This is a genomic window from Leptospira tipperaryensis (assembly GCF_001729245.1).
GTDB classification, from domain to species: domain Bacteria; phylum Spirochaetota; class Leptospiria; order Leptospirales; family Leptospiraceae; genus Leptospira; species Leptospira tipperaryensis.
This window is the reverse complement of record NZ_CP015217.1, coordinates 1,531,496-1,555,505: the sequence shown is the minus strand read 5'-3', so window position 1 is coordinate 1,555,505 and position 24,010 is coordinate 1,531,496. Positions and strand designations below refer to the sequence as shown.

The 24,010-nt window shown below is 40.1% G+C and carries 24 protein-coding genes; all 24 read right to left on the bottom strand.

What is annotated here, in order from left to right:
* Positions 1–6: 6 nt before the first annotated feature.
* Positions 7–1,041 carry an N-acetylneuraminate synthase family protein gene (locus A0128_RS07425; RefSeq protein ID WP_069606924.1) on the bottom strand — a complete coding sequence of 345 codons (1,035 nt, stop codon included), beginning with the start codon at positions 1,039–1,041 and terminating at the stop codon, positions 7–9.
* Between the two features lie 51 nt (positions 1,042–1,092).
* Complete coding sequence (locus A0128_RS07420) at positions 1,093–1,788, bottom strand: PIG-L deacetylase family protein (RefSeq protein ID WP_069606923.1); 696 nt, start codon at positions 1,786–1,788, stop codon at positions 1,093–1,095.
* 9 nt (positions 1,789–1,797) lie between these two features.
* A complete protein-coding gene (locus tag A0128_RS07415) occupies positions 1,798–2,664 on the bottom strand; it encodes an SDR family oxidoreductase (RefSeq protein WP_069606922.1) in 867 nt (288 codons plus the stop codon).
* 69 nt (positions 2,665–2,733) lie between these two features.
* Positions 2,734–3,423, bottom strand: a complete 690-nt coding sequence (pseF, locus tag A0128_RS07410) for a pseudaminic acid cytidylyltransferase (RefSeq protein ID WP_069606921.1) — start codon at positions 3,421–3,423, stop codon at positions 2,734–2,736.
* Between the two features lie 31 nt (positions 3,424–3,454).
* The gene (gene pseB, locus A0128_RS07405) at positions 3,455–4,456 is read right to left on the bottom strand and encodes a UDP-N-acetylglucosamine 4,6-dehydratase (inverting) (protein WP_069606920.1); all 1,002 of its coding nucleotides are present in this window, start codon (positions 4,454–4,456) and stop codon (positions 3,455–3,457) included.
* Between the two features lie 74 nt (positions 4,457–4,530).
* Positions 4,531–5,712, bottom strand: a complete 1,182-nt coding sequence (locus A0128_RS07400) for an LA_1612 family putative O-antigen biosynthesis protein (RefSeq protein ID WP_069606919.1) — start codon at positions 5,710–5,712, stop codon at positions 4,531–4,533.
* Between the two features lie 8 nt (positions 5,713–5,720).
* Positions 5,721–6,419 (bottom strand): acylneuraminate cytidylyltransferase family protein, encoded by a 699-nt coding sequence (locus A0128_RS07395; protein WP_069606918.1) that lies wholly within the window; start codon positions 6,417–6,419, stop codon positions 5,721–5,723.
* Positions 6,416–7,063, bottom strand: a complete 648-nt coding sequence (gene hisH, locus A0128_RS07390) for an imidazole glycerol phosphate synthase subunit HisH (RefSeq protein WP_069606917.1) — start codon at positions 7,061–7,063, stop codon at positions 6,416–6,418. Before hisH ends, A0128_RS07395 begins: the two co-directional genes overlap by 4 nt.
* Positions 7,050–7,820, bottom strand: coding sequence for an imidazole glycerol phosphate synthase subunit HisF (hisF, locus tag A0128_RS07385; RefSeq protein WP_069606916.1), 771 nt, complete (start codon positions 7,818–7,820; stop codon positions 7,050–7,052). The genes hisH and hisF overlap by 14 nt, the downstream gene beginning before the upstream one ends.
* Before the next feature lie 12 nt (positions 7,821–7,832).
* On the bottom strand, positions 7,833–8,990 hold the full coding sequence (locus A0128_RS07380; RefSeq protein WP_069606915.1) for an N-acetyl sugar amidotransferase: 1,158 nt from the start codon (positions 8,988–8,990) through the stop codon (positions 7,833–7,835).
* A 12-nt stretch (positions 8,991–9,002) separates the two neighbouring features.
* Positions 9,003–10,052 carry a nucleotidyltransferase family protein gene (locus tag A0128_RS07375; RefSeq protein WP_069606914.1) on the bottom strand — a complete coding sequence of 350 codons (1,050 nt, stop codon included), beginning with the start codon at positions 10,050–10,052 and terminating at the stop codon, positions 9,003–9,005.
* A gap of 7 nt (positions 10,053–10,059) precedes the next feature.
* The gene (gene neuC, locus A0128_RS07370) at positions 10,060–11,220 is read right to left on the bottom strand and encodes a UDP-N-acetylglucosamine 2-epimerase (RefSeq protein ID WP_069606913.1); all 1,161 of its coding nucleotides are present in this window, start codon (positions 11,218–11,220) and stop codon (positions 10,060–10,062) included.
* Entirely contained in the window at positions 11,217–12,218 is a 1,002-nt protein-coding gene (neuB, locus tag A0128_RS07365; RefSeq protein WP_069606912.1) for an N-acetylneuraminate synthase, read from the bottom strand. The genes neuC and neuB overlap by 4 nt, the downstream gene beginning before the upstream one ends.
* Before the next feature lie 5 nt (positions 12,219–12,223).
* Entirely contained in the window at positions 12,224–12,844 is a 621-nt protein-coding gene (locus tag A0128_RS07360; protein ID WP_069606911.1) for an acetyltransferase, read from the bottom strand.
* On the bottom strand, positions 12,841–14,025 hold the full coding sequence (locus A0128_RS07355) for a LegC family aminotransferase (RefSeq protein WP_069606910.1): 1,185 nt from the start codon (positions 14,023–14,025) through the stop codon (positions 12,841–12,843). The genes A0128_RS07360 and A0128_RS07355 overlap by 4 nt, the downstream gene beginning before the upstream one ends.
* Complete coding sequence (locus A0128_RS07350; protein ID WP_069606909.1) at positions 14,025–15,023, bottom strand: NAD-dependent 4,6-dehydratase LegB; 999 nt, start codon at positions 15,021–15,023, stop codon at positions 14,025–14,027. Before A0128_RS07350 ends, A0128_RS07355 begins: the two co-directional genes overlap by 1 nt.
* 8 nt (positions 15,024–15,031) lie before the next feature.
* Entirely contained in the window at positions 15,032–15,928 is an 897-nt protein-coding gene (locus A0128_RS07345) for a putative 2OG-Fe(II) oxygenase (protein WP_069606908.1), read from the bottom strand.
* A gap of 212 nt (positions 15,929–16,140) precedes the next feature.
* On the bottom strand, positions 16,141–17,064 hold the full coding sequence (locus A0128_RS22335) for a hypothetical protein (RefSeq protein ID WP_245667211.1): 924 nt from the start codon (positions 17,062–17,064) through the stop codon (positions 16,141–16,143).
* Between the two features lie 951 nt (positions 17,065–18,015).
* The gene (locus A0128_RS07335; protein ID WP_069606906.1) at positions 18,016–19,629 is read right to left on the bottom strand and encodes a phytanoyl-CoA dioxygenase family protein; all 1,614 of its coding nucleotides are present in this window, start codon (positions 19,627–19,629) and stop codon (positions 18,016–18,018) included.
* Positions 19,630–19,641: 12 nt separating this feature from the next.
* Positions 19,642–20,397, bottom strand: coding sequence for a fumarylacetoacetate hydrolase family protein (locus tag A0128_RS07330; RefSeq protein ID WP_069606905.1), 756 nt, complete (start codon positions 20,395–20,397; stop codon positions 19,642–19,644).
* Position 20,398: 1 nt separating this feature from the next.
* Positions 20,399–21,421, bottom strand: a complete 1,023-nt coding sequence (locus A0128_RS07325; protein WP_069606904.1) for an aminoglycoside phosphotransferase family protein — start codon at positions 21,419–21,421, stop codon at positions 20,399–20,401.
* A 10-nt stretch (positions 21,422–21,431) separates the two neighbouring features.
* Positions 21,432–22,196: an SDR family oxidoreductase gene (locus tag A0128_RS07320; protein ID WP_245667239.1), complete on the bottom strand. Its 765-nt coding sequence runs from the start codon at positions 22,194–22,196 to the stop codon at positions 21,432–21,434.
* Between the two features lie 5 nt (positions 22,197–22,201).
* Positions 22,202–22,897, bottom strand: a complete 696-nt coding sequence (locus A0128_RS07315; protein ID WP_069606902.1) for an acylneuraminate cytidylyltransferase family protein — start codon at positions 22,895–22,897, stop codon at positions 22,202–22,204.
* A 99-nt stretch (positions 22,898–22,996) separates the two neighbouring features.
* Positions 22,997–23,953 (bottom strand): N-acetylneuraminate synthase family protein, encoded by a 957-nt coding sequence (locus A0128_RS07310; protein WP_069606901.1) that lies wholly within the window; start codon positions 23,951–23,953, stop codon positions 22,997–22,999.
* Positions 23,954–24,010 lie beyond the last annotated feature (57 nt).

The window sequence follows — 24,010 nt, the reverse complement described above, 5'->3', positions numbered from 1 at the left end:
TCCCATTTAAATGTGTTCCAGCATTTTCCATTGAATGAGTGATCCACCTTCAATGTCTTGTTTGGATCTAGTATTTTTTAAAAGTTCAATATAATCAATGGATACACCGCTCTGTGCGGAACGGTAAAAGATCATATTTTCATCGGAGATCGTTTCGCCCGCTTTAATCGGCTTTTTAGAAATCGCTTTCAGCTCAACTTTCCTACGACTTTCTAATTCTTCCGGTAATAGATGGAGACGGGCTCCCGAGCCCAAACCGAGTTGAACTTCTCGTATCTGCTCCGTCATATCCTTAAATTCTTTAAACGTAAGTGCAAAAGGATGATCCGGCCCCTTTTGATTTCTATCAGTAGTTACGTGCTTTTCTATAATACAAGCGCCTAAACTAACAGCCGCAACTCCAAAATGAGTTCCCATAGAGTGATCTGAGTAGCCCGTCAATTCATTCGTCATCGCAGCGAGAGTCTGAATGAACATTAAGTTGGACTCTTCGGCTTTGACCGGATATTTTGAATTACAGTGAAGAAGAATCAGAGAATCATTCCCCACCGATTTACAAAGGTTTACGGCTCTGACAATATCTCCGTATCCGCAATAGCCGACGGAAAGAATCAAGGGCTTCATAGTTTTCGCCGCGCGTTCCACTACTTTCAGATTTGCCTGAACCTGCGGAGACGCTAATTTATACGCGGGAACGTTGACTTTTTCCAATAACCCGATCGCAGACTCATACGTTGGAGAAGACAAAAAATCAATACCTTCCTGCGCGCAACGTTTTGCAAGAGCCTCATACCAGGATTCTTCCAACTCAATTTGTCGAAACCATTCTCGAAAATCCGTTGTTTCCAGAGCTTCAATATAGAGTTCCGAAAACTGAATCGATTGAAACTTCGCGGCATCCGCTCCGCTTTCTTTCACCATAGAAATCATATCCAACGCGAGGTTTAAATCCTGGTTATGATTTGTGCCGATTTCCGCGATGACATAGGTGGGATGGCCTTTTCCAACAGTACGACTACCGATTTTAATTTCTTTTTTCAAAGGACTTCCTCTATCACAATATTTTTAGTATATTCAGATTATTCAAAGTAACTAAGAGTGAAATTTATTTTTCCAGCGAATGATCCGGTATGCTTCCGCCAACTTCAGTCCGGATTGCATTCCCCTATATTTAGCCAAAGTTTCCAAGCCGACAAAAGAACGCGGATAGGGAAATTCCTTAATTTCAGTATAATAACATTCTAATGCTTCCCATTTTTTCCTTAGACATTCCTCGGATATTTCTTCAAATAAGTTGGGAACAAAAGGATCCGTTAAATTCCATTCGGTCGTAGACAAAACCTCGAACGAAACTATATTTACGTCGCAATCAGGCCACACCGGACGAGCAGCCATAGCAAGAGATCTATAAACGATTCGATGATCGTTATTCACATCGGTCTCAGAATGGGTCAAGACCGTTTCCGGTCTAAAAATTCTTATCTCATTTTCAATAATCTTATTAATATCAATGATTGGAACCTGATCCAATCTTCCGCAAGGAAGGTCGTAAAATTTGTAATTTTTCACTCCAAGAACTTGAAGGCTTTTTTTTGCAGAGGACGTGCGAATCTCAATTTGTTTGAGCGCCTCTGCCGAAGAGATCTTATCAAGATCGAAACGGCAAGTGCTGCCTTCTCCGATAAAAATGATTCTAAATTCAAAATTATCCCTGTGTTTATAAATAAAGGCGCCGCAACCTAAAACGTCGTCATCAGGATGAGCTGCAATTACCAAGATTCTTTTCATAAGTTTCGATCAATCTCCCCGCAAAAGAGTTTGAATTTCCTCTTCCACAGTCGGCAGAGTAAGATTGTAAGTCTTTTCAAATTTTGAGACATCCATCCTCATGTCGCGGGGACGATAGGCGCGAAGATTCAAATCAAAAATAGAACCTTTTTTAATCTTAGAATTCGACTTTCCTAATATTTCCACGACCTTATAAGCAAAATCAGCCTTGCTCACTCCGTTGCTCGCCCCCAAATTATAGATGCCCCGCTTCGGAGAAGATAGAACAGTTTGGATTTTTTGCGTAAGCGTGGTCAGAGACAGAGGACTAAAGAAAATATCTTCAAAAACCGTAATATCTTTATTCGTTTCGACGGATTCGATAATCCAGTCGCTAAAACTTCGTCTTTTTGAATTCTTACTGTGTCCGAAAAAGTTCGTCCTAAGTACAACACTATTCACAGTGTTCGCGACTAATTCGCCAGTATATTTAGAAAATGCGTAGTAGTTCGTAAGTTTGACATTATCTTCGAGATGAGGACCGACCCCGTCGTAAACTTGATCGGTTGATACATGAATCAAATAAGAGGAATTCTCGTTTGCCTTTATCCAAGAAGTAATATTTTCCAGAATCTTAACATTCAGCAAATAAGCCAGATTTGGTTTTTTCTCGCATTCGTCCACATTGGTCGCGGCTGCTAAATTGATAATAAAGTCGGGCTTATGCCGATCCAAAATTCCCCAGACCACTTCTTTTTCTACTAGATCACCGACCGTTTCCGTTTCTCCGTTTCTACTATGACGAATAACATCATAATCTAAACCTTTCAGAAACGGAACGAGCGACGATCCGAGCAGTCCCTCGGAACCGGCGATTAAAACCTTTTTATGAGACATTTCTAACTTTATTTCTTGGTTTGATTAGTGAATCGGTCTTTAACAGTGGGAAACGAACACGAAAGAATATTATCGAATTCTAAACTTATATTTGAATTCCGCTATGGACCAATCTTCCTCTGTATCGATATCCTGCGCGTCCATTTCGCTTAAAAGAATCGCGGAGCTTTGGTCGGTCCAGAGTTTTCCTTTTTCCAAAAATCTATTTATATTGAAAAAATAAAATTGCCCGGCATCGTGAAACGCGGGTTCAAGTTCTTGCGAACGTTTTGTTAAATTTTCCGGATGAAACATGGAAATCAGACCACTGGTATCAAACCGCAAAGCTCTTTGAATAGGAGATCCATATCGGATAACTGAAAAAACCGTATCTAAGTCTTTTTTTATCAATAATTCCCACGCATCTTCCAGATGTTTTCGAGTCAATAAAGGTGACGTCGGATAAATACAGCAAGCGTAATCAAAATCAATTCCGCTCTTACTATATTCCTGAATCACTTCCAATAGTACCGCGTCTGTGCCGGCAGTATCATTCGAATTTTTTTCGCTTCGAAAAAAGGGAATCTTCGCCAGATATTTCTTAGAAATGTCCGCGATCTCTTGATCATCGGTGGAAACCATAACTTCGTCGAAGAGTTTAGATTCCAAAGCCAATTCGATCGGATAGGCTATAATCGGTTTTCCACAAAAGTTTTTTATATTCTTTCTAGGAATTCTTTTGGATCCGCCCCTTGCGGTGATGATACAAAGCTTCTTCATACTTTTTGTCGGTTAAACTTAAGTCGAATATTTAAACCAATACAAAGTCTTTGATTAGGGCTTTTAGCTCTTCCACACTTAACCACTCCGTATTTTCGCCGCTATTGTAGCGAAAGCCAGGTTTGCAGTAGTCACCTTTAAACACCTTCTTAAATTCGTCAATCGACCAAGTTGGTTTAAAAGAAGGAAGTATTACGAAATACTTATCAAATTCGATTGTACTGAGCGCATCCGTTTCGGTGATCATCTCTTCGTGAATTTTTTCACCCGGACGAATCCCGATAATTTCGGTCTTACACTCTGGCGCAACGGCCGCAGCGACATCTAGGATTCTATAGCTCGGAATTTTAGGAACGTAGATTTCTCCTCCCCACATATTCTCCAATGCAAATAGAACCAGGTCCACTCCGTCTTTTAGAGTGATATTGAAGCGAGTCATTCTTTCATCCGTGATAGGAAGAACTCCATCCTTTTTTCTGCTTAAGAAGAACGGAATTACAGAACCCCTGCTCCCCATAACGTTTCCGTAACGCACAACCGAAAACTTAATATCGTGAGAACCTTTGAAATTATTCGCTGCGACAAATAATTTATCAGAAGCAAGTTTTGTCGCCCCGTAAAGATTCACCGGAGCCGCAGCCTTATCGGTGGAAAGTGCTACTACCTTCTTGACTCCGCGATCTATGCAGGCTTCGATCAGATTTTGTCCGCCGATAATGTTCGTTTTAATCGCTTCAAAAGGATTGTATTCCGCAGCCGGTACTTGTTTTAAAGCGGCTGCATGAATTACCGTATCAATGCCTTCCAGAGCTCGGGAAATTCGATCTCGATCCCGAACGTCTCCGATAAAATAACGAATCTGCGGATATTTACTCTCCGGAAATTCTTGCGACATCTCGTATTGTTTCAGTTCGTCTCTTGAGTAAATAACGAGCCTATTCACCTCGGGGTATTGAGTAAGAATTCTTTTTGTAAATTCTTTACCAAAAGAGCCAGTACCGCCTGTGATCAGGATAGATTTGCTTTTTTCCATTTATATATCCAAAACTTGAATTTTAATTTATAATATTCTAATATTTTATCTACTAAGCGGCTTGCTCAGTTTAATTACTCGGACTTTTGCAGAATATTTCTAACAACACTTGTAAATTTAGAATTTCCAGGATCGAAATCCATCACCTTCGAAAAGCGCGTTGACTCAAGTTCCCTTTTCCATTGGGTCGAAGTCAAATCGTCCAGATCTCCGAGCTTTTTCAAAAAAAAATCCTCATTCCATTCATTGGCCCAATAAGGGCCGGATTCGGAAAATTTACTGGGCCATCCAAAGCGATAGGAATCGTTCCTTAAAGATTTACATCGAAGCGGAAACGCCGCGGCCTTCTTCCCTCTCGCTAAAGCCTCATAACCCAAAGTGGAATCAATAAAGACGATCAGTTCAGCCGAATCAATTAGCTCATAACTTGAAATGGATGAACTGTGCGTTGTCATCGACCATTCCAAACCATCGAAAAATCCATTATAAAAATTAGATTCGTCAATATCCTTTTTCTTTGATCGTCCGCATACTTGAATCGATTTGTTTCTACTCTGGCAGAATTTTTTCAGAGCAGGTAAAAGAAGAAATTCCGCTTCGTAAAATTGCTCCCAAGAATATGTAGATCCATCCGGCTCGACAAAAAAAAGCTCATCTTTTTTTGAAGGCGGACTAATGTATTGAGAAATAAATAGAATACTTCTTTGATTTATTAAATTTGAGTAGGATCCTACGGGATTCAGATTGTTTTTAAAGGAACCAATAGGAACCGATTTTCCTTTTATATACTCGTTGTATTTGGCTCCGATATCCTCGCCAAAGGTAAGCATATAATCGACGTTATAACTTTCTTTAGGAGATAGATAGCCGAAGATATCGCCGATCTCACCGCGAAACCCATTTTGCACAAACATCGTCGCGACTTCCGGATGTGCCGCTTTTAATTCGTAGAAGTTTGGATCGTTGTCTATAAAGGTAAGAATCAGCTTTGGACAAACAAAGGATATATAAGTTTTAAAATAATTTTGTATATTAAATCCTTTCGAAAGAGAGAGAAGGAAAATGGGAATATTGAGAATTTCTCCTCGAGTATAAAGAATCACCGGGTTATAGGAATCGATATATTTTTTAAAAAACTCATACCCGGACGCATCATAAAACAAAAGATCGCTTTTTCTTGGAAATCCCCATTCTTTCTTGGAAAAAAGAAAAAACGTTAAAAGATTTATAATTCTATTTTTTATTTTTATAAACAATATTATAATTACCTACTATTCTTCCTTTCTAAAAAGTCTTCCGCAGATGTCCAATCTGATTCGGTGTCGATATCGAAGGATTCCTCTTCCGAGTTCGCTACCAATGGTAGAATTTCATTGGTATAAAACGTATGTTTTTCTTTTAGGATTTTTGTTGGAGTCAGATAAAAGCTTCCATTTACGTAATACGCGGATGGTAAATCCTGGGATCTTAAATGTAAACCTCCGTCTTCACAAAATGGTTTCAAAATTCCGTTTTCCAATTTAAAACACCACATCGGATGTGGATCGGCCTTCTCTACTCCTAAAACGGTTGAACGCATTCCATGTTCTCGAAAAATAGATATTCCTTTTTCAACCGATTCTTTGCTTCGAAATGGAGAAGTTGGTTGTAATAATATAACGCCGTCCACTTTGCCTTTTTCGGTTTCATACCAATCAAGCGCATGTAAAACTACGTCGATTGAAAGCGAAGTATCGGTTGCCAGTTGAGAAGGCCTAAGCCAAGGAACTAACGCACCATTTTGTTTTGCAACCTCTGCGATTTTAGAATCGTCAGTTGAAACTAAGGTATCGCAGATTTCTGGCACCACTTTGGCTACGTCAATACTCCAAACAATTAATGGTTTGTTCCCTAAAATCCTAACATTCTTTCCGGGTAAGCGCTTTGAACCTCCCCGCGCGGGAATGATAGCAAGAAGTTTCAAAATTGTAGAAACCGTTTCAATAGATTTAAACCGACTTCCCCGCTCTTTTCAGGATGAAACTGGCAACCAATGACGTTATTGTATCCAATCACGGCGGAAATGGAATTACCTCCGTATAAACAATCAGCGATTCGATGATCGGGGTTGATCGGATTTGCCATAAAAGAATGAACAAAATATACCGAATCACCTAAAATCGTATTTTCTAATATAGTATTCTTCCAATTCGATTTCGAAGAGGATGGTATCAATTCGCTCCAACCGATATGAGGAATCTTTTGATTACTACCGTCCATTGTTAAGGAAGGAATGGGGACAACTCTACCAGGAATTAATCCGAGTCCTGCCGTAATACCAAATTCTTCACTTTCATCCATCAACATTTGCATCCCGAGGCAGATCGCTAAAAGAGGGGTTCCTTTTTTTGCAATAGTTTGGATTACTTCAACTAAAGAGCCTTTTGCCAACGCTTCCATCGCATTTGCAAACGCGCCAACACCCGGAAGTACAACGTGTGGTGCGTTGAGTATCGCTTCCGGATCGGAAGAAATTTCAACTTCAGCACCGCAGTATTCAAAACCTCGCCTAACACTAAGTAAGTTACCGACTCCGTAATCAATGATCAATACTTTAGCGGACGACATATTTTCTCACCTCGATACCCGCTGATTCGGCTTCTTTGCGAATTTCATCAAAAGTAGATCGGTTATAATGTAGAATATCCGCCATTGCGACTGCGTCCGCTTCTCCGACTCGGACAACGTCTACCAAATCTTCCGGTTTTCCCATACCGCCGCTCGCAATTACCGGCACCGATACTACTCTTGTGACGGAGTGGACCAAATCGGTATCAAAACCTTTTCTTGTTCCCTCCCGATCGATAGACGTTAAAAGAATTTCGCCGGCTCCGAGATCCACAGCTTTTTGAACCCAGTCGATGACGTCTAAACCCGTTCGCTCTCTTCCATTATCCGTATAAGCTTCCCATTTTTTTTCGCCGACTTGCTTTGCTTGTACGGATAAAACCATACATTGGCTTCCAAACCTTCTTGAAATTTCAGAAATCAAGTTTGGGTTGGATACGGCAGCTGTATTGATCGCGACCTTATCTGCCCCGCTTCTCAACAATCGTGTCGCATCCTCTACGGATCGAATTCCGCCGCCGACCGTAAGCGGAACAAATATGTCTTTTGCAGAATCCTCGACGATTTCGCTTAAGTTATTTCTTCCATAAAGACTAGCGACACAATCGATATAAATCAATTCATCTGCGCCTTGGTGATAGTATTTATGTGCGTATTCGGCAGGGGAACCGATGACGCGCAAACCTTCGAGGTGAACACCTTTGATTAAGTTGGTGCCTTTGATATCTAATCTTGCAATGAGTCGAATCTTTCGCATATTAAGAAGATGTTAACTTTCCCAAACCTTATATTTTAAGGCCCATTCGCCCGATTTCTTTTCCCAGAGATGATCGGATCTCCAGCTATCCACTACTGCGGTAAACTCTTCATCGGTAATTGAACAGTATTCTAAAAATTCCTTATAGTGTTTCTGCGGAAATTCTCCATCATAACGTTTTACAAGAGCCGCGCCTTCCTCTCGTGTAATTTTATGATCTCTAATTTCATGAGCGGTATCCGAAGTGGTTCTTCCAATTCCAAATTTGATATAACCAAGATAATAATGAAATCCGTCGATTCTATCGTCCAGACTTGCATATTTAGAATAAGTACCCTCCGATCTCTCCGAGTTTGGAGTAAAACCGGTATTTTCTTGGCAATAGTAGAAATTTTCCTGAGGATCCCAAAATTTATAATAACCTAAAAAGTGAATCTCGGTCTTATTCTTAAGAATATCCTCATATGCCGGCGCCATAAATGGTTTTAAATCCTGTTCGCTAACTCCGTGATCGGTCCAAAATTCCGGAGGTAAGCCCGAAAAATAATGCTTATCGTGATCTTGAATATCTCGATTCGGTCGAAAGGCGTTTTTCATATCACCTCCGTATTCCACCTCGCCGTTCTCTCCATACATTATCAGAGAAACGCTGTGTTTGATTGCCATATGCATCGGAAAATTAGTCTGACCGTATATGAAAGGCTGAAAAGGATCTCCTAAAAACTTGAAAGCTAAGTTGGTGAGTTTTCTCGTAACTTTACCGTTAGGCGTTCCAAGAATATTATCAAACCCGGATCCGATAAAACTGTCCAAGTTCTTTCTTCCGATCTCTGTCGCCTTAAGAGGCGCCCAAGTAACGGTTAACGGATTCATTCCGTATTTATACTTTAATTGATGCGCTACAAAACCGCCGTCCTTACCCCCGCTGCAGGGAACGATTACGTCGTATTCGCCGTTTGTCTTCTTATGTTTTTTACAAAGTTCAACGAGTTCCTCTTCTCTCTGTTTCCAATCGATCTTTGTTCTCTTAAATTCCGCAAAGTTACAAGCGGAGCAGACTCCATTTTCATCCAAGGTGATTCTCGGCCTTTGATTGGAAACGGTACATTTTTTACAAAATATTACTTTCTCCGGGAGGTTATATAACTTAATTAGATTTCTTTTTTCCATCGATATTATTCCTTACAAATCAACTGTTTCTATTGAATTTATTTTTTCAAGATCATCAGGACGACCAACGTCCATCCATGGTTCATGCATCGGATAAACAATGGTCCGATGCGCCTCGAGGCTAAGTCGTGCAAATAAAGTCGGCATATCACAATGTGTGCGATTTTCTAAAGATAAAAGAGCACTTGGATTCAGAGTATAAATTCCTGCGTTTACATGACTTCTATACACGGGTTTTTCCTCAAAGCCGACGATATCCACTCCCTTAGTCCTCACGACTCCGAAAGGATGTTGCCACTCGTGTAAACGGACCGCCATCGTGGCCGTCGCACCGTGTCTGATATGAAAATCAAGAAGCTCGCCATAGTGGATATCAGTCATCACGTCCCCATTCGTCACGATGAACGGTTCAAGAGGAGGATTCTTAATTAAACTTAGGGCGCCCGCTGTTCCGAGCGCTTCCTCTTCTTTGATATATTCAATTTCTACTTCAAATCGGCTTCCATCCCCAAAATACTCTTCGATCATATGCCCTAGATAGTGAATGGCGATTAAGAACTTATGAAAGCCTTCCGCTTTGGCCCTTTGAATGATGTGTTCGAGCATTGGTTTTCCGGCAACTGGCAGAAGCGGTTTAGGACAATTTTCAGTATGAGGTAGTAATCGAGTTCCTTTACCTCCGGCCATAATCACAAAAGTGTTAGGTCTTTGAGAAGGAGCTAAAATTTCATCCCAAAGATAAAGTCCTACTACCTTTCTTCTCTCGTCAACGATCGGGAGTTGATGAATTTTATTTGCCTGCATGAGCTGGATCACCATGTCTCTACTCATCTGAGGAGTGACCACTAACGATTCTCGAAATACGATAGAATCTATAGGAGAATTTAAATCCAAACCTCGGAGCAACCCTCTTCGAATATCTCCGTCAGTAATCGTACCGATAAGAAGACCGTCTTCCGAAATGATCAGCGCGATTTGTAAGGCCGAATCGTCAAGGTTACGAATTACGTCTTGAATCGTGGATTTAAAGGGTAGTAAAGCCGAATGCCATGCTGTTGTCATTGTTAACTTATGCGTTCAGATCGAAAAATTTCTTTTGAAGAATCCGGTCTAATTCGAAACTTTCGATAACTTCGAGAATTTTCGCAGTAGCGTTCCCTTCACCGTAAGGATTGCTAACATACATTAGAGATTCTTGAAATGTTTTTGAATAAAGGGTATCAATCGCGTTAAGGATCGACTTCTCACTTGCTTCACAATCTATAACGCTTTTCGCTTTTAGACGACCGCGTTGTCTGCCACCGATATTGACTGTTCCTTTCTTAAAAGTCGGGATTTCAAGAAGGCCGCTCGAAGAATTTCCGATCACCGCGTCGGCAAACTGTATGCAAGAAAAATAACGCCTTTGGCCTAAAGAAGTAAAGGCGACGCTATTTCTATGAGAACTTACGAATTCGTGGATGGATTCAATAATTTCGCGACTCCCCGTATCCGCGTTCGGAAGTGTAAAAATAATAGAAGTGTCCGATAGACGATCTAACGCTTTTAGTAATTCTTCAAATTGAAACTTAGGGGAAGAAGAATCCAAAGTTTCAGGATGAAACGTAACCAATAGATTCTTAGGACCAAACTTGAAATTAAGAGAAGTTTCCAGCTCAGAACGAGTCATCAGACTTAAATTCCGAATTCCATCTACTCCAAGTCCGCCGACGTTGAAAACGCGATCCGGACTTTCACCCAATTGAATCACTCTCTTTCTATATTCTTCCGCGGCCACAAAATGCAAATGTGACATTTTCGTAATACTATGACGAATCGACTCATCAAAGGCGCCCTCCGTCGTTTCTCCTCCGTGGATATGAGCGATAGGAATTTTGGAAACCATCGCCGAAGAAGCCGCAGCAAAAATTTCAAAACGGTCTCCCAGAAGAACAACAAGATCGGGCTTTAGATCCGCCCAGACGTCCGCAAATCCTATAAGGCCTAAGCCGATAGACTTCGAAATCGAAGAAGAAGTATCCGCGCTCAAAAGCATTTCCACTTTTCTATCGATTGAAAAACCATCCGATTCGATTTCTTGATACGTGGATCCGAATTCGGGGGAAAGATGCATTCCCGTAACGATCAACTGCAATTCTATATTTTTAGAATCTAAAATCTTTTTTATCAAAAGACGCAGTAAGCCGTATTCGGCGCGTGTTCCGGTAACAACGGAAACTTTTCTTTTCATAGTTCGATCAAGTCGTCTTCGGCAAAATCTCGTTTCGCTTTTAAACCGATAATTTCATTGAGTCGCATCGGAGAAATTCCCGTCCCCGGTCTTTTGGCGGAAAGGTTTTTGGACGTAAACTCTTCACCCTCTTTGATCCTAGAGTTTGCAACGATCGATTTACGAGCGATCTGGATATTTTTCGATTCGCTAGGAGTCGGACGTTTGATTCCATCACCTAATGAGCGTTCGATGTTCCTGATCGCATCGACCATAGCTTTTAACTCATTCGGTTCAAGACTCGCTTTGTGATCGGGTCCGGGCAAAGATTTATTCAGAGTAAAATGTTTTTCGATTACGCCCGCTCCCAGTGCCACCGCGGCGATTGAAACTTCAATGCCGGAAGTGTGATCGGAATAACCCACTGAAACCTTAAAACTTTGTCTTATTGTTTCCATCGCGAGCAGATTTACGTCAGAAAAAGGAGTTGGATATTCGGTGTTGCAGTGAAGAACGGTTAACTCCTGTCGTTTTAAGCCGGCTTTTTCCAAAACAAAAATTGCAGATTCTATTTCACCTAAAGTTGCCATACCCGTCGAAAGTATAATCGGTTTTCCTAAACTTCCGATCTTTTGAAGATAAGGAAGATTTGTAATTTCTCCGGAAGGAATCTTATATCTTCTTAAATTCAATTCATTTAAAAATGCGAGGCTATGTAGGTCGAAAGCGGTAGATAAGAATTCGATATTTCTATTTTTACAATGTTCGATCAAAGAAAAATGACCATCTTTCGATAATTCAAGCTTCTTCAGCATCTCCAGCTGAGACTCGGAAGAATCTGTTGTGTTATTTTGATAATTGGCTTTTTCGGCCGACTTCGTCGCCAACTTATCCGCTTCGAACGTCTGGAACTTTACAATATCCACTCCGGCGTCCGCGGCGACGTCGATCAGTTGATGCGCCATTTCCATACTTCCATTATGGTTAACGCCTGCTTCCGCTATAATCAAAGTTTTCATAGATCTTATATTACGGTTTTATAAATAGTTTTATCGGGAATATCACGAAGGACTTTGCTCGCCATCCCGACAAAACAATTCGAACCGATTCGAATCGTTTCGCGAACAACCGAACCGCTCCCAATAAAGGAAAAATCTCCTACGGTCACTTCCCCATTCAAAATGGCTCCCGTAGAAATATGAGAATGATTGCCGATTTTTACGTCGTGTTCCAATAGAACTTTAGAATTGATGATGCAGTTTTCTCCGACTTGCACGTTCGAATTTACGATCGCATGATGCATGATGATAGAGCCCTCACCAATCTTAGAATGTTTGGAAACGTGAGCGATCGGAGAAGTTATAATCGGAATTTCAAAATTCGAACGTTTCAAAAGGTCGAATGTCTTTTTTCTTGGTTCGGAATTGCGAATTTGACCGACGGTGACAAAGGCATTCTTACAATCCTTTCTGAATCTTTCTAAATCGACGTCCGAGCCGATCACCTCGTAACCCAAAACCTTTTGACCTATTTCTTCCGGAGAGGCGATCAAACCGAAAATAGAAAATCTATCTTCTGATTCTATAACGTCGATACAGGATCGGGTATGACCTCCCGCGCCGATCAAAATGATTTTCTCTTTCATTTATTTTTGGAAACGAGAAGCCCGGATCCGCTTGGAATATTGATTAATCTTTTTTCTAAAGAGATCGCGACGGAAAGGTCCATACGCGGGCAATCGGAAAACGGCTTAAGCTTATGCATCAAACTCCAGCAAGGACGAGTCATTACTCCGCTATCGTTTGTGACTGTTAAAATCTCGTCTCTTTTCTGAGAAACCTTGTTCGAGAGAACCAAAGTCTGAAGCCAGTAGTTACTACGAGATTCTTTCGGCTCCTCAAAAATAAAAACGTCTTCGATGGAAGAAAAAGAATCTTTGTATTTCTGAAAGAGTTCGCGTTTTGATTTTAAGAATTCCGGCATCTGCTCCAGTTGAGCGCAACCGAGAGCTGCGTTGATGTTTGGCATTCTATAATTATAACCGATTTCATCGTGAACGTATTCCCAACGATGAGGAATTTTCGCCGTTGTTGTTATGTGTTTTGCCCTCTTTGCAATCTCCGAGTTCTCGGTAAGAATCGCTCCGCCACCGCCTGTGGTGATCGTCTTATTCCCGTTAAAGCTAAGAGTGCCGAGCAAACCGAATGTTCCCGTGTGTCGTTCGTGATAAGAACTTCCTAAAGACTCGGCCGCGTCTTCGACGAGCTGAAGATGGAAGTCCTTGGCAAGGCTAAGAATTCCGTCCAAATCAGAAGGATGTCCAAATGTATGCATCGGCACGATTGCACGAATGATTCTTCCCGTCGTTTTATTGATACATTGATTGTTTCTAATTTCAGTGATCGAAGTAAGATATTCTCGAATCGTATTCGGATCGATACCGAGGGTCGATTCTTCGCTATCTACAAAATGAGGAATGGCGTCGCAATAAGAGACTGCGTTTGCGGTAGCAATGAATGTCAAAGAAGGAATCAACACTTCATCGCCAGGATTTACTCCCGCTAATTTCAAAGCTATGTGAAGAGCGGCTGTTCCATTTACTACGGCGATCGCGTGTTTTGCACCCGTAAACTGAGCGAGTTCTAACTCAAATCGATCAACAAACTTTCCCACGGAAGAAACAAAACTAGTATCGATACATTCTTTCACGTATTTCCATTCATTCCCGGAAAAAGTGGGCTCGTGGAGCGCAACCGGAGAATCACCTACCACCTTTCGAATCGATTCCACGATCCGAGTCGGTAATGTATCAAAATTTTGTTTCATTAAATATTATAAATATCTGTTTTATACTGAGATAAATTTTTCTGGTCCTGAAACCATTCTACGGTTTCACTCAAACCTCTGTGAAAACCGTCCAATCCGCCATAGCGAGGTTCCCATCCTAAAAGTTTTTTCGCTTTTTCATTGGAAGCCCAGAGTCTTTCAACTTCGCTTTTTTCGGGGCGCAAACGCTGATCGTCCGATTCGATCTCGACCTCCGTTTTCATCACATTTGCGATTGCCTTTACGGTATCGCCGATCGAAATTTCAAAATTACTTCCGATATTGATTACTTCTCCGATTGAAGAATCCGAGTTTAGAGCCGAAATAAAGCCCGAAACAGTATCTTTTACAAAGTTAAAATCTCGAGTGGGATGAATGGCGCCTAACTTTATCTTTCTTTTTCCATTTGCAATTTGAGTGATAATAGTAGGAATTACCGCCCTCGCCGATTGTCTCGGACCGTATGTATTGAAAGGCCTTACAACGGAAACGGGAGTTCCAAAAGAAGAATAAAAGGACATCGCGATCTGATCAGCTCCGATCTTACTCGCGGAATAAGGAGATTGTCCTTGAAGCGGATGCTCTTCCGTAATCGGAACAAACTTTGCGGTTCCATAAACTTCGCTCGTAGAAGTGTGAATCACTTTCGAAACATTGAGATCCTTTGCCGCTTGAACAACGTTGAGGGTTCCCTTAACGTTTGTATCGATATAAGTGTCCGGAGAATGATAAGAATACGGAATAGCAATCAAAGCTGCGAGATGCAAAACGGCATCACAACCCTTCATTGCGGAGCGTACTCCGTTCGGGTCCCGAATATCGCCGGAAAAAACTTCGAACTTTCCTTTCACATCCGAATGACAAGAATCCAACCAACCCCAAGAGTTAAAAGAATTATAAAGAACGAATGCTTTTACGTCGAAGCCTTGCCGTACAAGAGCTTCCGTGAGATGAGATCCGATAAATCCATCCGCACCAGTGATAAGAATTTTTTTCATAGATTGTTTTATCTTTTAAAGAGAAGTTTAAAAATTGAGAATCCCATTCGGAGAGGACGAAAGAATGACTCGATTAGAATCACTCTGAAATAAACGAAAGGAGTAAGAAAATTCAATAATAATCTATTTTCAATCTCAGCCGAATAAGGAACCGATTCGGGATTCGTTTTAGAAACTACTTTAACAAATCCTTCATCCAATTTTAGAATTCCTTCATCCAGATTCAAACGATGAATCAACTCGTTACAAGAAGGATTGATTTTTTGAATCACATCTTGATATAAGGGTTTATATTTTCCACCATTCGGGAAAAAACCGAATAACAAAATCTTCTTAACCGCACTTCCGCGGTTTTTCCGACGAGAGTGCCAGGTCTTATTGATAAAAAAGGCATAATCACTATCGCTTAAAGTCAAGGGAACTGTGAATAAATTTGCCACGCTCGGACGAGCCCAGGAAATAAAATTTGCCCATCGAGGCAACACGTGTGATCCGTTCAAAAACGAAGTTGATCCTTCCGAACTTCTTTGATTATTGAGCGCAAATGCAAGATTCATCTGCCCCCAGGCGTCCTGATGTAAACCGAGACCGTTATCCCCAGGTTCCGAATATCTTGCGCTGATTTCCCAAATTTTATAATCATCACCGAGAATCCCGGACAACACGCTCTTAACAGATTCGTGAGTTAGAATCTCCTCCAACAATATATCAAGGCGTGGATCGACTCCGATCAAAGAAAGCAAAACCGGAGCATTCGAAGAGTGATCGATTTTTGCCGATGAATCCTCAAATAGACGATCAATGATTCTTTCTAATTCTTGATGTTGACTTTCGGTCAAAATCAAAGAATCACCGGAAGAATATCCATTCTTTTTGATTTTTTTTACAACTTGATTATCGCGCACAATATTAACTACTCACGATTAAATATAAATTTTTCCGCAATTTTCTCAGAGCGAATTTTCAAAAAAGCTTTAAGATAAATCATTCCCAAACTTAGCCCTATCATACATAGAATTTTATTTCTCTTTTGAAAACGGAATATCCTTTTTATTGGCAGCCCTTATTTGAGAGATATTCGATTTCAATTCAGTTCTAAAAAAATATTGAACTTTTATTACTCAAGAGAACGCAGATAGGAAACCCAATCGCGACTCCAATTTTCACTAGTAAGAGCATACTTTCTGCAAAAGGAATCTACTACGAACTTACGATCTTTATTTTCCATCCAAGCCGTCGGATCCTTAAGCAATAAAGTCGCCTCCTCGAGTAATGAAGAAATGGAACGATGTATAATTCCGTAATTTTCTAAAAGTTCAAAGTCGGATTTTGTCCACTCTTCTTCTTCACAATAAAGTCGATCCCAATATACTAAAGTAGGAATTTCGCAAGAAAGACATTCTAAAAAGCCGGTTCCCGGTTGGTCCCATAAAACGATTGAACAATCTTGAAGTAGTTCTCGTGTGAGACCTTTATCAAAAGAATTCGAAACAGTAATACAGTTCGATCCTTCGTTTTCTATCGTCTGATAGGTTTTTTGTAATAACGCGACGGTCGTAGCATTATAAGGTTTAATAAATGCCTTTAGATTTTTTTCCCGAATTCCGCGAGCCATAGAAATCATAAATTTGGAAAAATCTTGTATAACATCGCGACGAATACTAGAAGCACCTTGCGGAGCACCCACAAATCGTTTCATCATTTGCGGCATCCAAAGGAGATCGTATTTTCTACGATCGTCTATCTTACGACCTTTCCAATAAAGTTTTCTCTCTGATAACCAGGGTGAAGGCATTGGAATACTTTCAATTTTTTCCAACTGAGCACCACTATGCATTTTGGTCCAACCCCACGTAAGAAAAATATCCGTCGATGGAAGTTCAATATCTAAAGCGGGCCTATTGTCCCTATAATATCCGTAATGACCGCCGTGTTGAGCCTTAATGATTTTGAATCCGTTTCCCTTTGCGCTTGCGATTAGATAAGTAGAAAAGGTATCCCCATCTCCGGAAGAAAAAAGAAATTTTCGATCTGATCTCAAAAAACTTTTCGAAGCGAACTTATAGTTTTGAATTACACCTTCTAAGAATTGCAAAGGAAAATAGGAGATAATAAATTCTCTAAATAGCTTATACGCAATTTTTATTTGCTTATCAGAAAGACCCAATTCTAGAAAAAAAGCGTTTAAGCCAGGAAGTTCTTGAAAAGAGCTTTCGAAAACCTTTGTTCTTAGAAATTCATCCTTCAAAAGAACAGGAAATTCCCACCGTGAATCGATTAGGCGAAAGTATAACAAATACATACCTCGCAATCGAAGGGCGGTTTCAGAATTCGCAAATGTAAGAATCGGGAATTTAGAAAAGAAAATAAATTTTCTGAGAACCTTTTCAATTCTTCCGAAGAGTTTGTTAGAAAAATTTGCAATCCTTCCTAGAGAAAATAAATGATTCGTAGCAGAGGTAAATGCCGGAAGATTTAGAATGGATTTTTCAACGGGCTTCTCGCTTTGAATCGAGTCTGGCCAGATCGGAGATAAGAAAGAGATTATGAATTCATTAAATTCCGGATCTAATACTTTTTTTTCGAATTCTTCGGGACTCTGGACATTGGATTTTTCTTTCAGAACAGGAGAATAAAAGCTAAAATTTTCATTCTCGGATGCAAACGATTGAATCCGCATCACTTGATTCCAATAAAAATGTGTAAGAGGAACCATTGCCCTCCGAATCAACACCTCAAGTGCATTTCGCGGAACATTATCACCGATTTCGGTAGGTATCTTTTTTATAATTTCCTGAGTATAAAAATGTGTAGCTTCCGAATACTGGACGGAAAATTTTTCTATCAACTCTTTTCCGATCTCCACTCCCGCTTTTGTTTCCGTAGAATGTAGCCCATACTCGCCTTCAGCAACTGCTTCCGCCCGAATTTTCAAAGTGTTTTCTTGCTTAACTCTAACTTCATTCATCACGATTCAAAAACGAGGGAAAACCTATATTATAAATTTTTGAATTGTCCAAGCCCCTGGCTCACCGCCGAGAACCTTCGTGACAGAAGTAATTTCTTGATCACTGATCTCAGCCGTCCGCAGGACTCCTCGCCCGAGACCTTTGATGGTTTCTGAATCCCATCTAGATCGCGGCAAATCCGATTCGATTTCGGAAAGATTGATATTTTTTTCTAATAACCTCTGCTCCATTATCTCTATATTCTTATAGAACTGATCTGCGGAAGAATTCAAACATTCTTTACACTCAGACTCTGTCGCGTAAGAACTAACAATTGCAGAGAAGTAACGAATGATATATCGAGGCCAACTTTCGTCATAGAAATATTGTTTGAACGGGAGTTTTGCGAAAAAGGGGTAATCTTTCGCGTAGTACATTTTCAAAAATTGATTAGGATTGGGAGCGACCAAGTAGACACTCTTAAGCTTACTATAAGTCTTTGTAAATTTTTCAAGATTTTCACTTGCGGATTTGTTGGAGTCACTAAGATGACTCAGGTAAATTGCGTTACTCGCACTATCATCCGATGCATAGTTTAATTTCCAAGGTCCTAATTCTATCAAAAACTTATCTTTCTTCTTATCTAAAAAAGTTTTGCTCTTTCTCAATAATTTACCAAAAAAACCGGTTAGATACTTCTTTAAGAACTTCTTAAGTTTGAAGGAAAGCCCTATCGAGTGTGAGTGATACGTATAATACGGAATTTCTTTGTCCTTAAACTTATTGATAAAATCTTCACAATAGGGAGCATATACGGAATAGTCTTTATAAAAGTTCGGGTTATTTCGCGAAGAAAACCAAATAGCAAGACTGTATCTGATTTTATTGGTAGAAAGATTTGTTGTGGCCGAGTGAAGAAGATCGCCGGATATTAAAACGACTGTACCTGCTTTTCCAGTAACTCGAACTGGTTTTTGGAAAGATTCCGGGACAAATTCATCGTAAAAATTAAACTGCCCAATATTATTTTTATCCGCAGTGGAGCGAAAGTAAGGAGCGACTAACGCATTCAATTCTAAATACCTTTTATGAGAATTTGGCAAAAGACGAATTGGGGCATTTTTTTCGTCCACGTCCACCAAATATACGAATGAATTCACCATAAAGTTCCCTGTCTTTATAGCTCGAATCGGTTCATCGGAAAAACCGGATGTATCAGCGTGAAAATTTCCCGGTTCCGCAACAGTGCCCGGATATACGCAAGCAATCGCTGAATTGTGTAAACTTAGCTTTTCGCAACCTAATAGCTGTCTATTTACCGATGTCAAATTTTCGTTCTCCAATGCATCCACAAAGTTTTGTGAATATTTTGGAGCAATGACAGTCGATCGTTTAGCGAAAAAAGGGTTCTTCTTAAAACTTGATATATCCGCGCTACCAAAAACATAATTTCTTGGCGTACCGCTCAATCCAGTCTTAACCTTAGTAGAAACATTAGATTCAGTTGCATCCTGTCGGAATGCAGGGAAATAGGTATCACATTCTTCTTTTAGTTTTTCAATCTGCTCCTGTGAGAAGATGCGCCCCGGAGATAGAACTAGATATCCATTCGTTTCAAAAAATTTAATTTCGTCTCTTGATAAAAATGAGTCCTTCATTTCAAACTTCCATTAAACAATTTTATTTTCTAAAGTACCGATATCTTCAACTTCGACCCTGATAACGTTGCCGCGCTCTACCTTAAGCTTTGGTCCTGGTGTTCCTGTTGAGATTATATCAAATGGGTAGAGAGTCATAAAATCGGAAATATAAGAAATTAAATCCGGTATTTTATGAAGCATCTGGTTTGTATTACCCTGTTGAACCAAATTACCGTTGCAGTAGGTTTTGATATCAAAGTCACGAAGAGAATTATCTAATAAAATATACGGCCCCGTAGGCAGTAAGCCATCGGACGACTTACGTATTGCAGCATTCGACTCCGGAGGAGTGGTATCACGAGCCGAAAAATCATTGCAAATCGTGTATCCCAAGATCCCATTCTCTGCGTCTTGTAAACTTGCGTTCTTTAATACCTTTCCTATAACAACAGCCAGCTCTCCTTCCGGAATTAACGAACCGATTCTCTTAGAAAGGACCAGAGATTCTCGATGAGGTAGCAATGCGTTATTCGCCATAAGGAAAAAGGAAATGTGTTTTTCTTCAGGCTCATCGATGGAAGGATAATTCTTTCCAATTCCGATTAATTTTCCCGGCTCGAAGGGAATCTTAAATCTTACGTCTTTTGCTGAGATATATCTTCCCGTTCCTCTAAAACCGTTTTCAAAATTTCCATCAAGACATTCAAATTTCTCCGAATCATTCGCATCCGGAGAAATAAATACGGATTCTCCATTTAGATCAACTCTGCCTATCAACAATACCAAATCAATATCCTCTTTTTTTTATAATCGATCTAACAATTTCGAAAATTTGAAAATGAAACTTTGAAACATCTTCAGCAAAATTCCGATACATTCCAGTTTTATAATATCGATATAAATTACGAAATATTTTTTCCGTTTCTATATAGAGAGCTCCGTAGAGCAAATTTTTAACAAACTCAGAATCTGGCCCTGATTCATACACAGATTCAAAAAAGCTCAATTTATCTTCTAAATCTTCCCCGCGTCTTTCCTTTTTACCAAAGAAAGTTGTTCGAGTAAAGGTTAAACCTAAACAAACAAATGGATTTCCTATCCTCAAGTAATCCAAGTCAATGACAGAGAGACCTGATTCGAAACCGACTATAACGTTTCTGGGATGTAAGTCTACATGTGCCAAATGATGATTCTTATCTTGATTCCATTGAATCAAATTTTCCGCTTCAACGAGAACGTTTCGGAAATTTTCGGAAACAACGTGCCACGACTCTCCTACCTCTTCTTTCAACTTCTTTTGAATAAATTCAAAATTATCTATGGTCTTCTCTAGAGGATAAGGAGCCGATAAGTGCAACCCCACGTTTGGAATTTCGATTTCTAATTTCCGAATCGGGAAAGTATGAAGTTTTTTCGAAAAGGAGATTAACTTCCTCAGATCGGCATCGCCCTCAATCGAATATTCCCTACCTTCAATAAAACGAAATAAGCGAATTGAACCGCCATAAAGTCGAGATACGTAATTTCCTTCAATGGAAGCCACCGTCTCTTCGACGGGAAGACCGTTTTCTTTTAAAACCTTAGTACATCGACCGATCGTTTCCAGTTTTAGACTTGCATTCTCGATTCCGTAAAAATCGTTCAATGCTTCGTTGAATTTTAGTATATATTTATCTTTTTCTGTTTCAACGAGAAAGAGTTGATTGTTTACATGAAACGAAAATTGAAGAGGGGTGAGGGAAAGAATATTTCCTAAATGCGAATATTCTTTTTTAAGCAGCGTAAGGATATCGGTAATATCTAATATCATTCGCGGGATCTTAGGTTGATACGCTCATTCCACCGTCAACGTAAATCGAGGTTCCGGTAAGGTAGCCGGAATGTTCAGAACATAAAAACCTAACCAAACTACCCACTTCTTCAGGATCTCCGATTTTTCCCTTAGGAATTTTACTTAGGCTTAGTTTTTCGGACTCTTCGTAGCTTATGCCTAAGTCGGCCGCTCTTTGAGAGATTCGTTGTTTAGTCCGAGAAGTCAAAATAGATCCCGGTTGAACCATATGAACATTCACATTATGTTTTGCTAAATCTCTAGATACACTTTTATGCAATCCTAAAAAGCCTGAGCGTATAAAATTAGAAAGATCTAAGTTTTCAATCGGTTCCTTAGCTGCAATTGATCCGATAGTCACAATTCTACCCCATTGATTCTTAATCATATTTTTACTAAATTCACGAATAGCCCTGATCACTGGCATTGCAAAAGTATCAAAGCCTTTATGCCAATCTTCATCGGATAAAGTTAACAGTTTGCCGGCCTTTGGTCCGCCGTTACTATTGATTAAAATTCCTATGTCACCCCAATTCGACTCTACGAAATGACTGATCTCTTGGACCGAATTCGGTTCACCAATATCTGCGGCAAAGGAAATGATTTTTTCTTGCGATACTTCACTTAACTGAGCGACCGCTAAATCCAGTTTTTCCCGGCTTCTAGAAACTATGCAGACTTTATTTCCGGCCTCCAGGAGCGACTTGGCACAAGCAAAACCAATCCCTTCACTCGCCCCAATAACGACGGCCACTTTATTCAATTGATTAAGCCCCTCGTAGCCAACCACTCTGCGTATAAAAAATCCTCTTGTGTATCTATATTAACCGACCTCTGCCAAGACATTACCCACGCGCGGCAATCTTTACCTTTGAAAGATTCCCCTTCTAAGATAGAATTTTTAGTCAGATAGATTGCTCCATTACGAATATACATAGGTTTTAATTCTTGTCTCCTTTGATTCTCGTAGGCTTCGCAGAATGGAGGATCAATCAAACGATCTCCTTCCAAATATTTCATACGAGCAGGATGGTAAGAACCTACATCGACAACGCTGATTACACTATCCGCTTTCGTAGATTCCAACAGAGAAATGGCTCCGTCAATGTCATCACTCATCCGAAAGGGCGCCGTAGGTTGAAGCATTAGAATTGCGTCGTATTCCTTCCCCTGAGACTCCATCATTTTTTTTGCATGTAGCACAGCATACATTGGACTGATTACGTCGTTTGCCAAATCATTTGGTCTTACAAAAGGGACCAGCGCTCCTGAGTCTTTAGCAAAATCGGCAATCTCATTACTGTCTGTTGAAACCAAAAAGTCCGTAAGTTTTTTAGCGTTCTTCGCAGCGTCTATAGAGTATCGAATCAATGGAAGTCCATTGAGTAATTTTAAATTCTTCCCAGGGACGCCCTTCGATCCCCCTCTAGCAACGATCACTCCTAATACTTTCACGCTTACCGCCTTTTAATCCGCAGAATGTTTATGAGCTACAAGAAAGTAACTTGCAGCTTTTCTGATAATTTTCTTAGAAATTGATATTCCGCTCTACTTTTATAGTATAACGTCTTCCCAATTATATACCGGTTTACCGTCGCGAAAGGAAGCAAATCTACCTCGGTAGTAATCTCGATTGAGCAATTCTTCAGGAGTCAATGTCCGTAATTGAACACCAAAACTAATTTCCCAGTCAGGATATTCCTTCTTAATTCTTTCGATTTTTTCAGACTTTGGTAATTTTGAAAATGCCACCAATTCGGATAACTCTTTTGGGTTTACCGAAACAGGGCCGTCTTTTGTTTCAGCCGGGCCGAGCACAGTAAAATGTCTTTCAATACAATCGGCGCCTAACGCAAGAGCGATCTTGGAAGCGATCAAGCTCGTATCGGCAATTTTAGTATGATCCGAAAAACCCACGCGACTTGTGAAGTGCCTTAAGTAATTCATTCTGTTTAAATTTAAGTCTTTAATCGGAGTGGGATATATAGTTACGCAGTGAAGAAAAGTGAAATCAACTCCGCTTAAGGTTTCAGCAGCATATTCGATCTCCGGATCTTTTGTCGCACCAGTTGAGATAAATATTTTTTTCCAAACTTTTTTTACATCTCGTAACAACGGATAAGAAGCACAGTCATAACTTGCAATTTTTACTGCATGGAATCCCATTTCCTTTACTTCAGTGACACTATCCCGAGTAAAGACCGTGGTCATCGGAGAAATGCCTGCCTTTAGACATTCTTCGACAAACCATTTTTCAGTCTCCAAATTCAGATCCAATTTTTTCAATCGGTCATATTCCGGTTCGTAAGGACGTTTAATTACTTTTGTGACCCCCTCTTCCACAAGACCAGAGTCAAATCTCTCGCGATGCGTAAGTTCATTAGAGCGGATTGCTTGAATTTTGCAATAGTTGGCTCCGGTATTTGCCGCTTCGTGAATCATTCGTTTTAAAATTTCTCTGTCACCGTTGTGATTTTGACAGCACTCAGCTATGATATCTACATTTGACATTTTTTACCTTCGGATTTAATTTAGGACGTTTGATCTCAACTTAGGAACAACTGATGC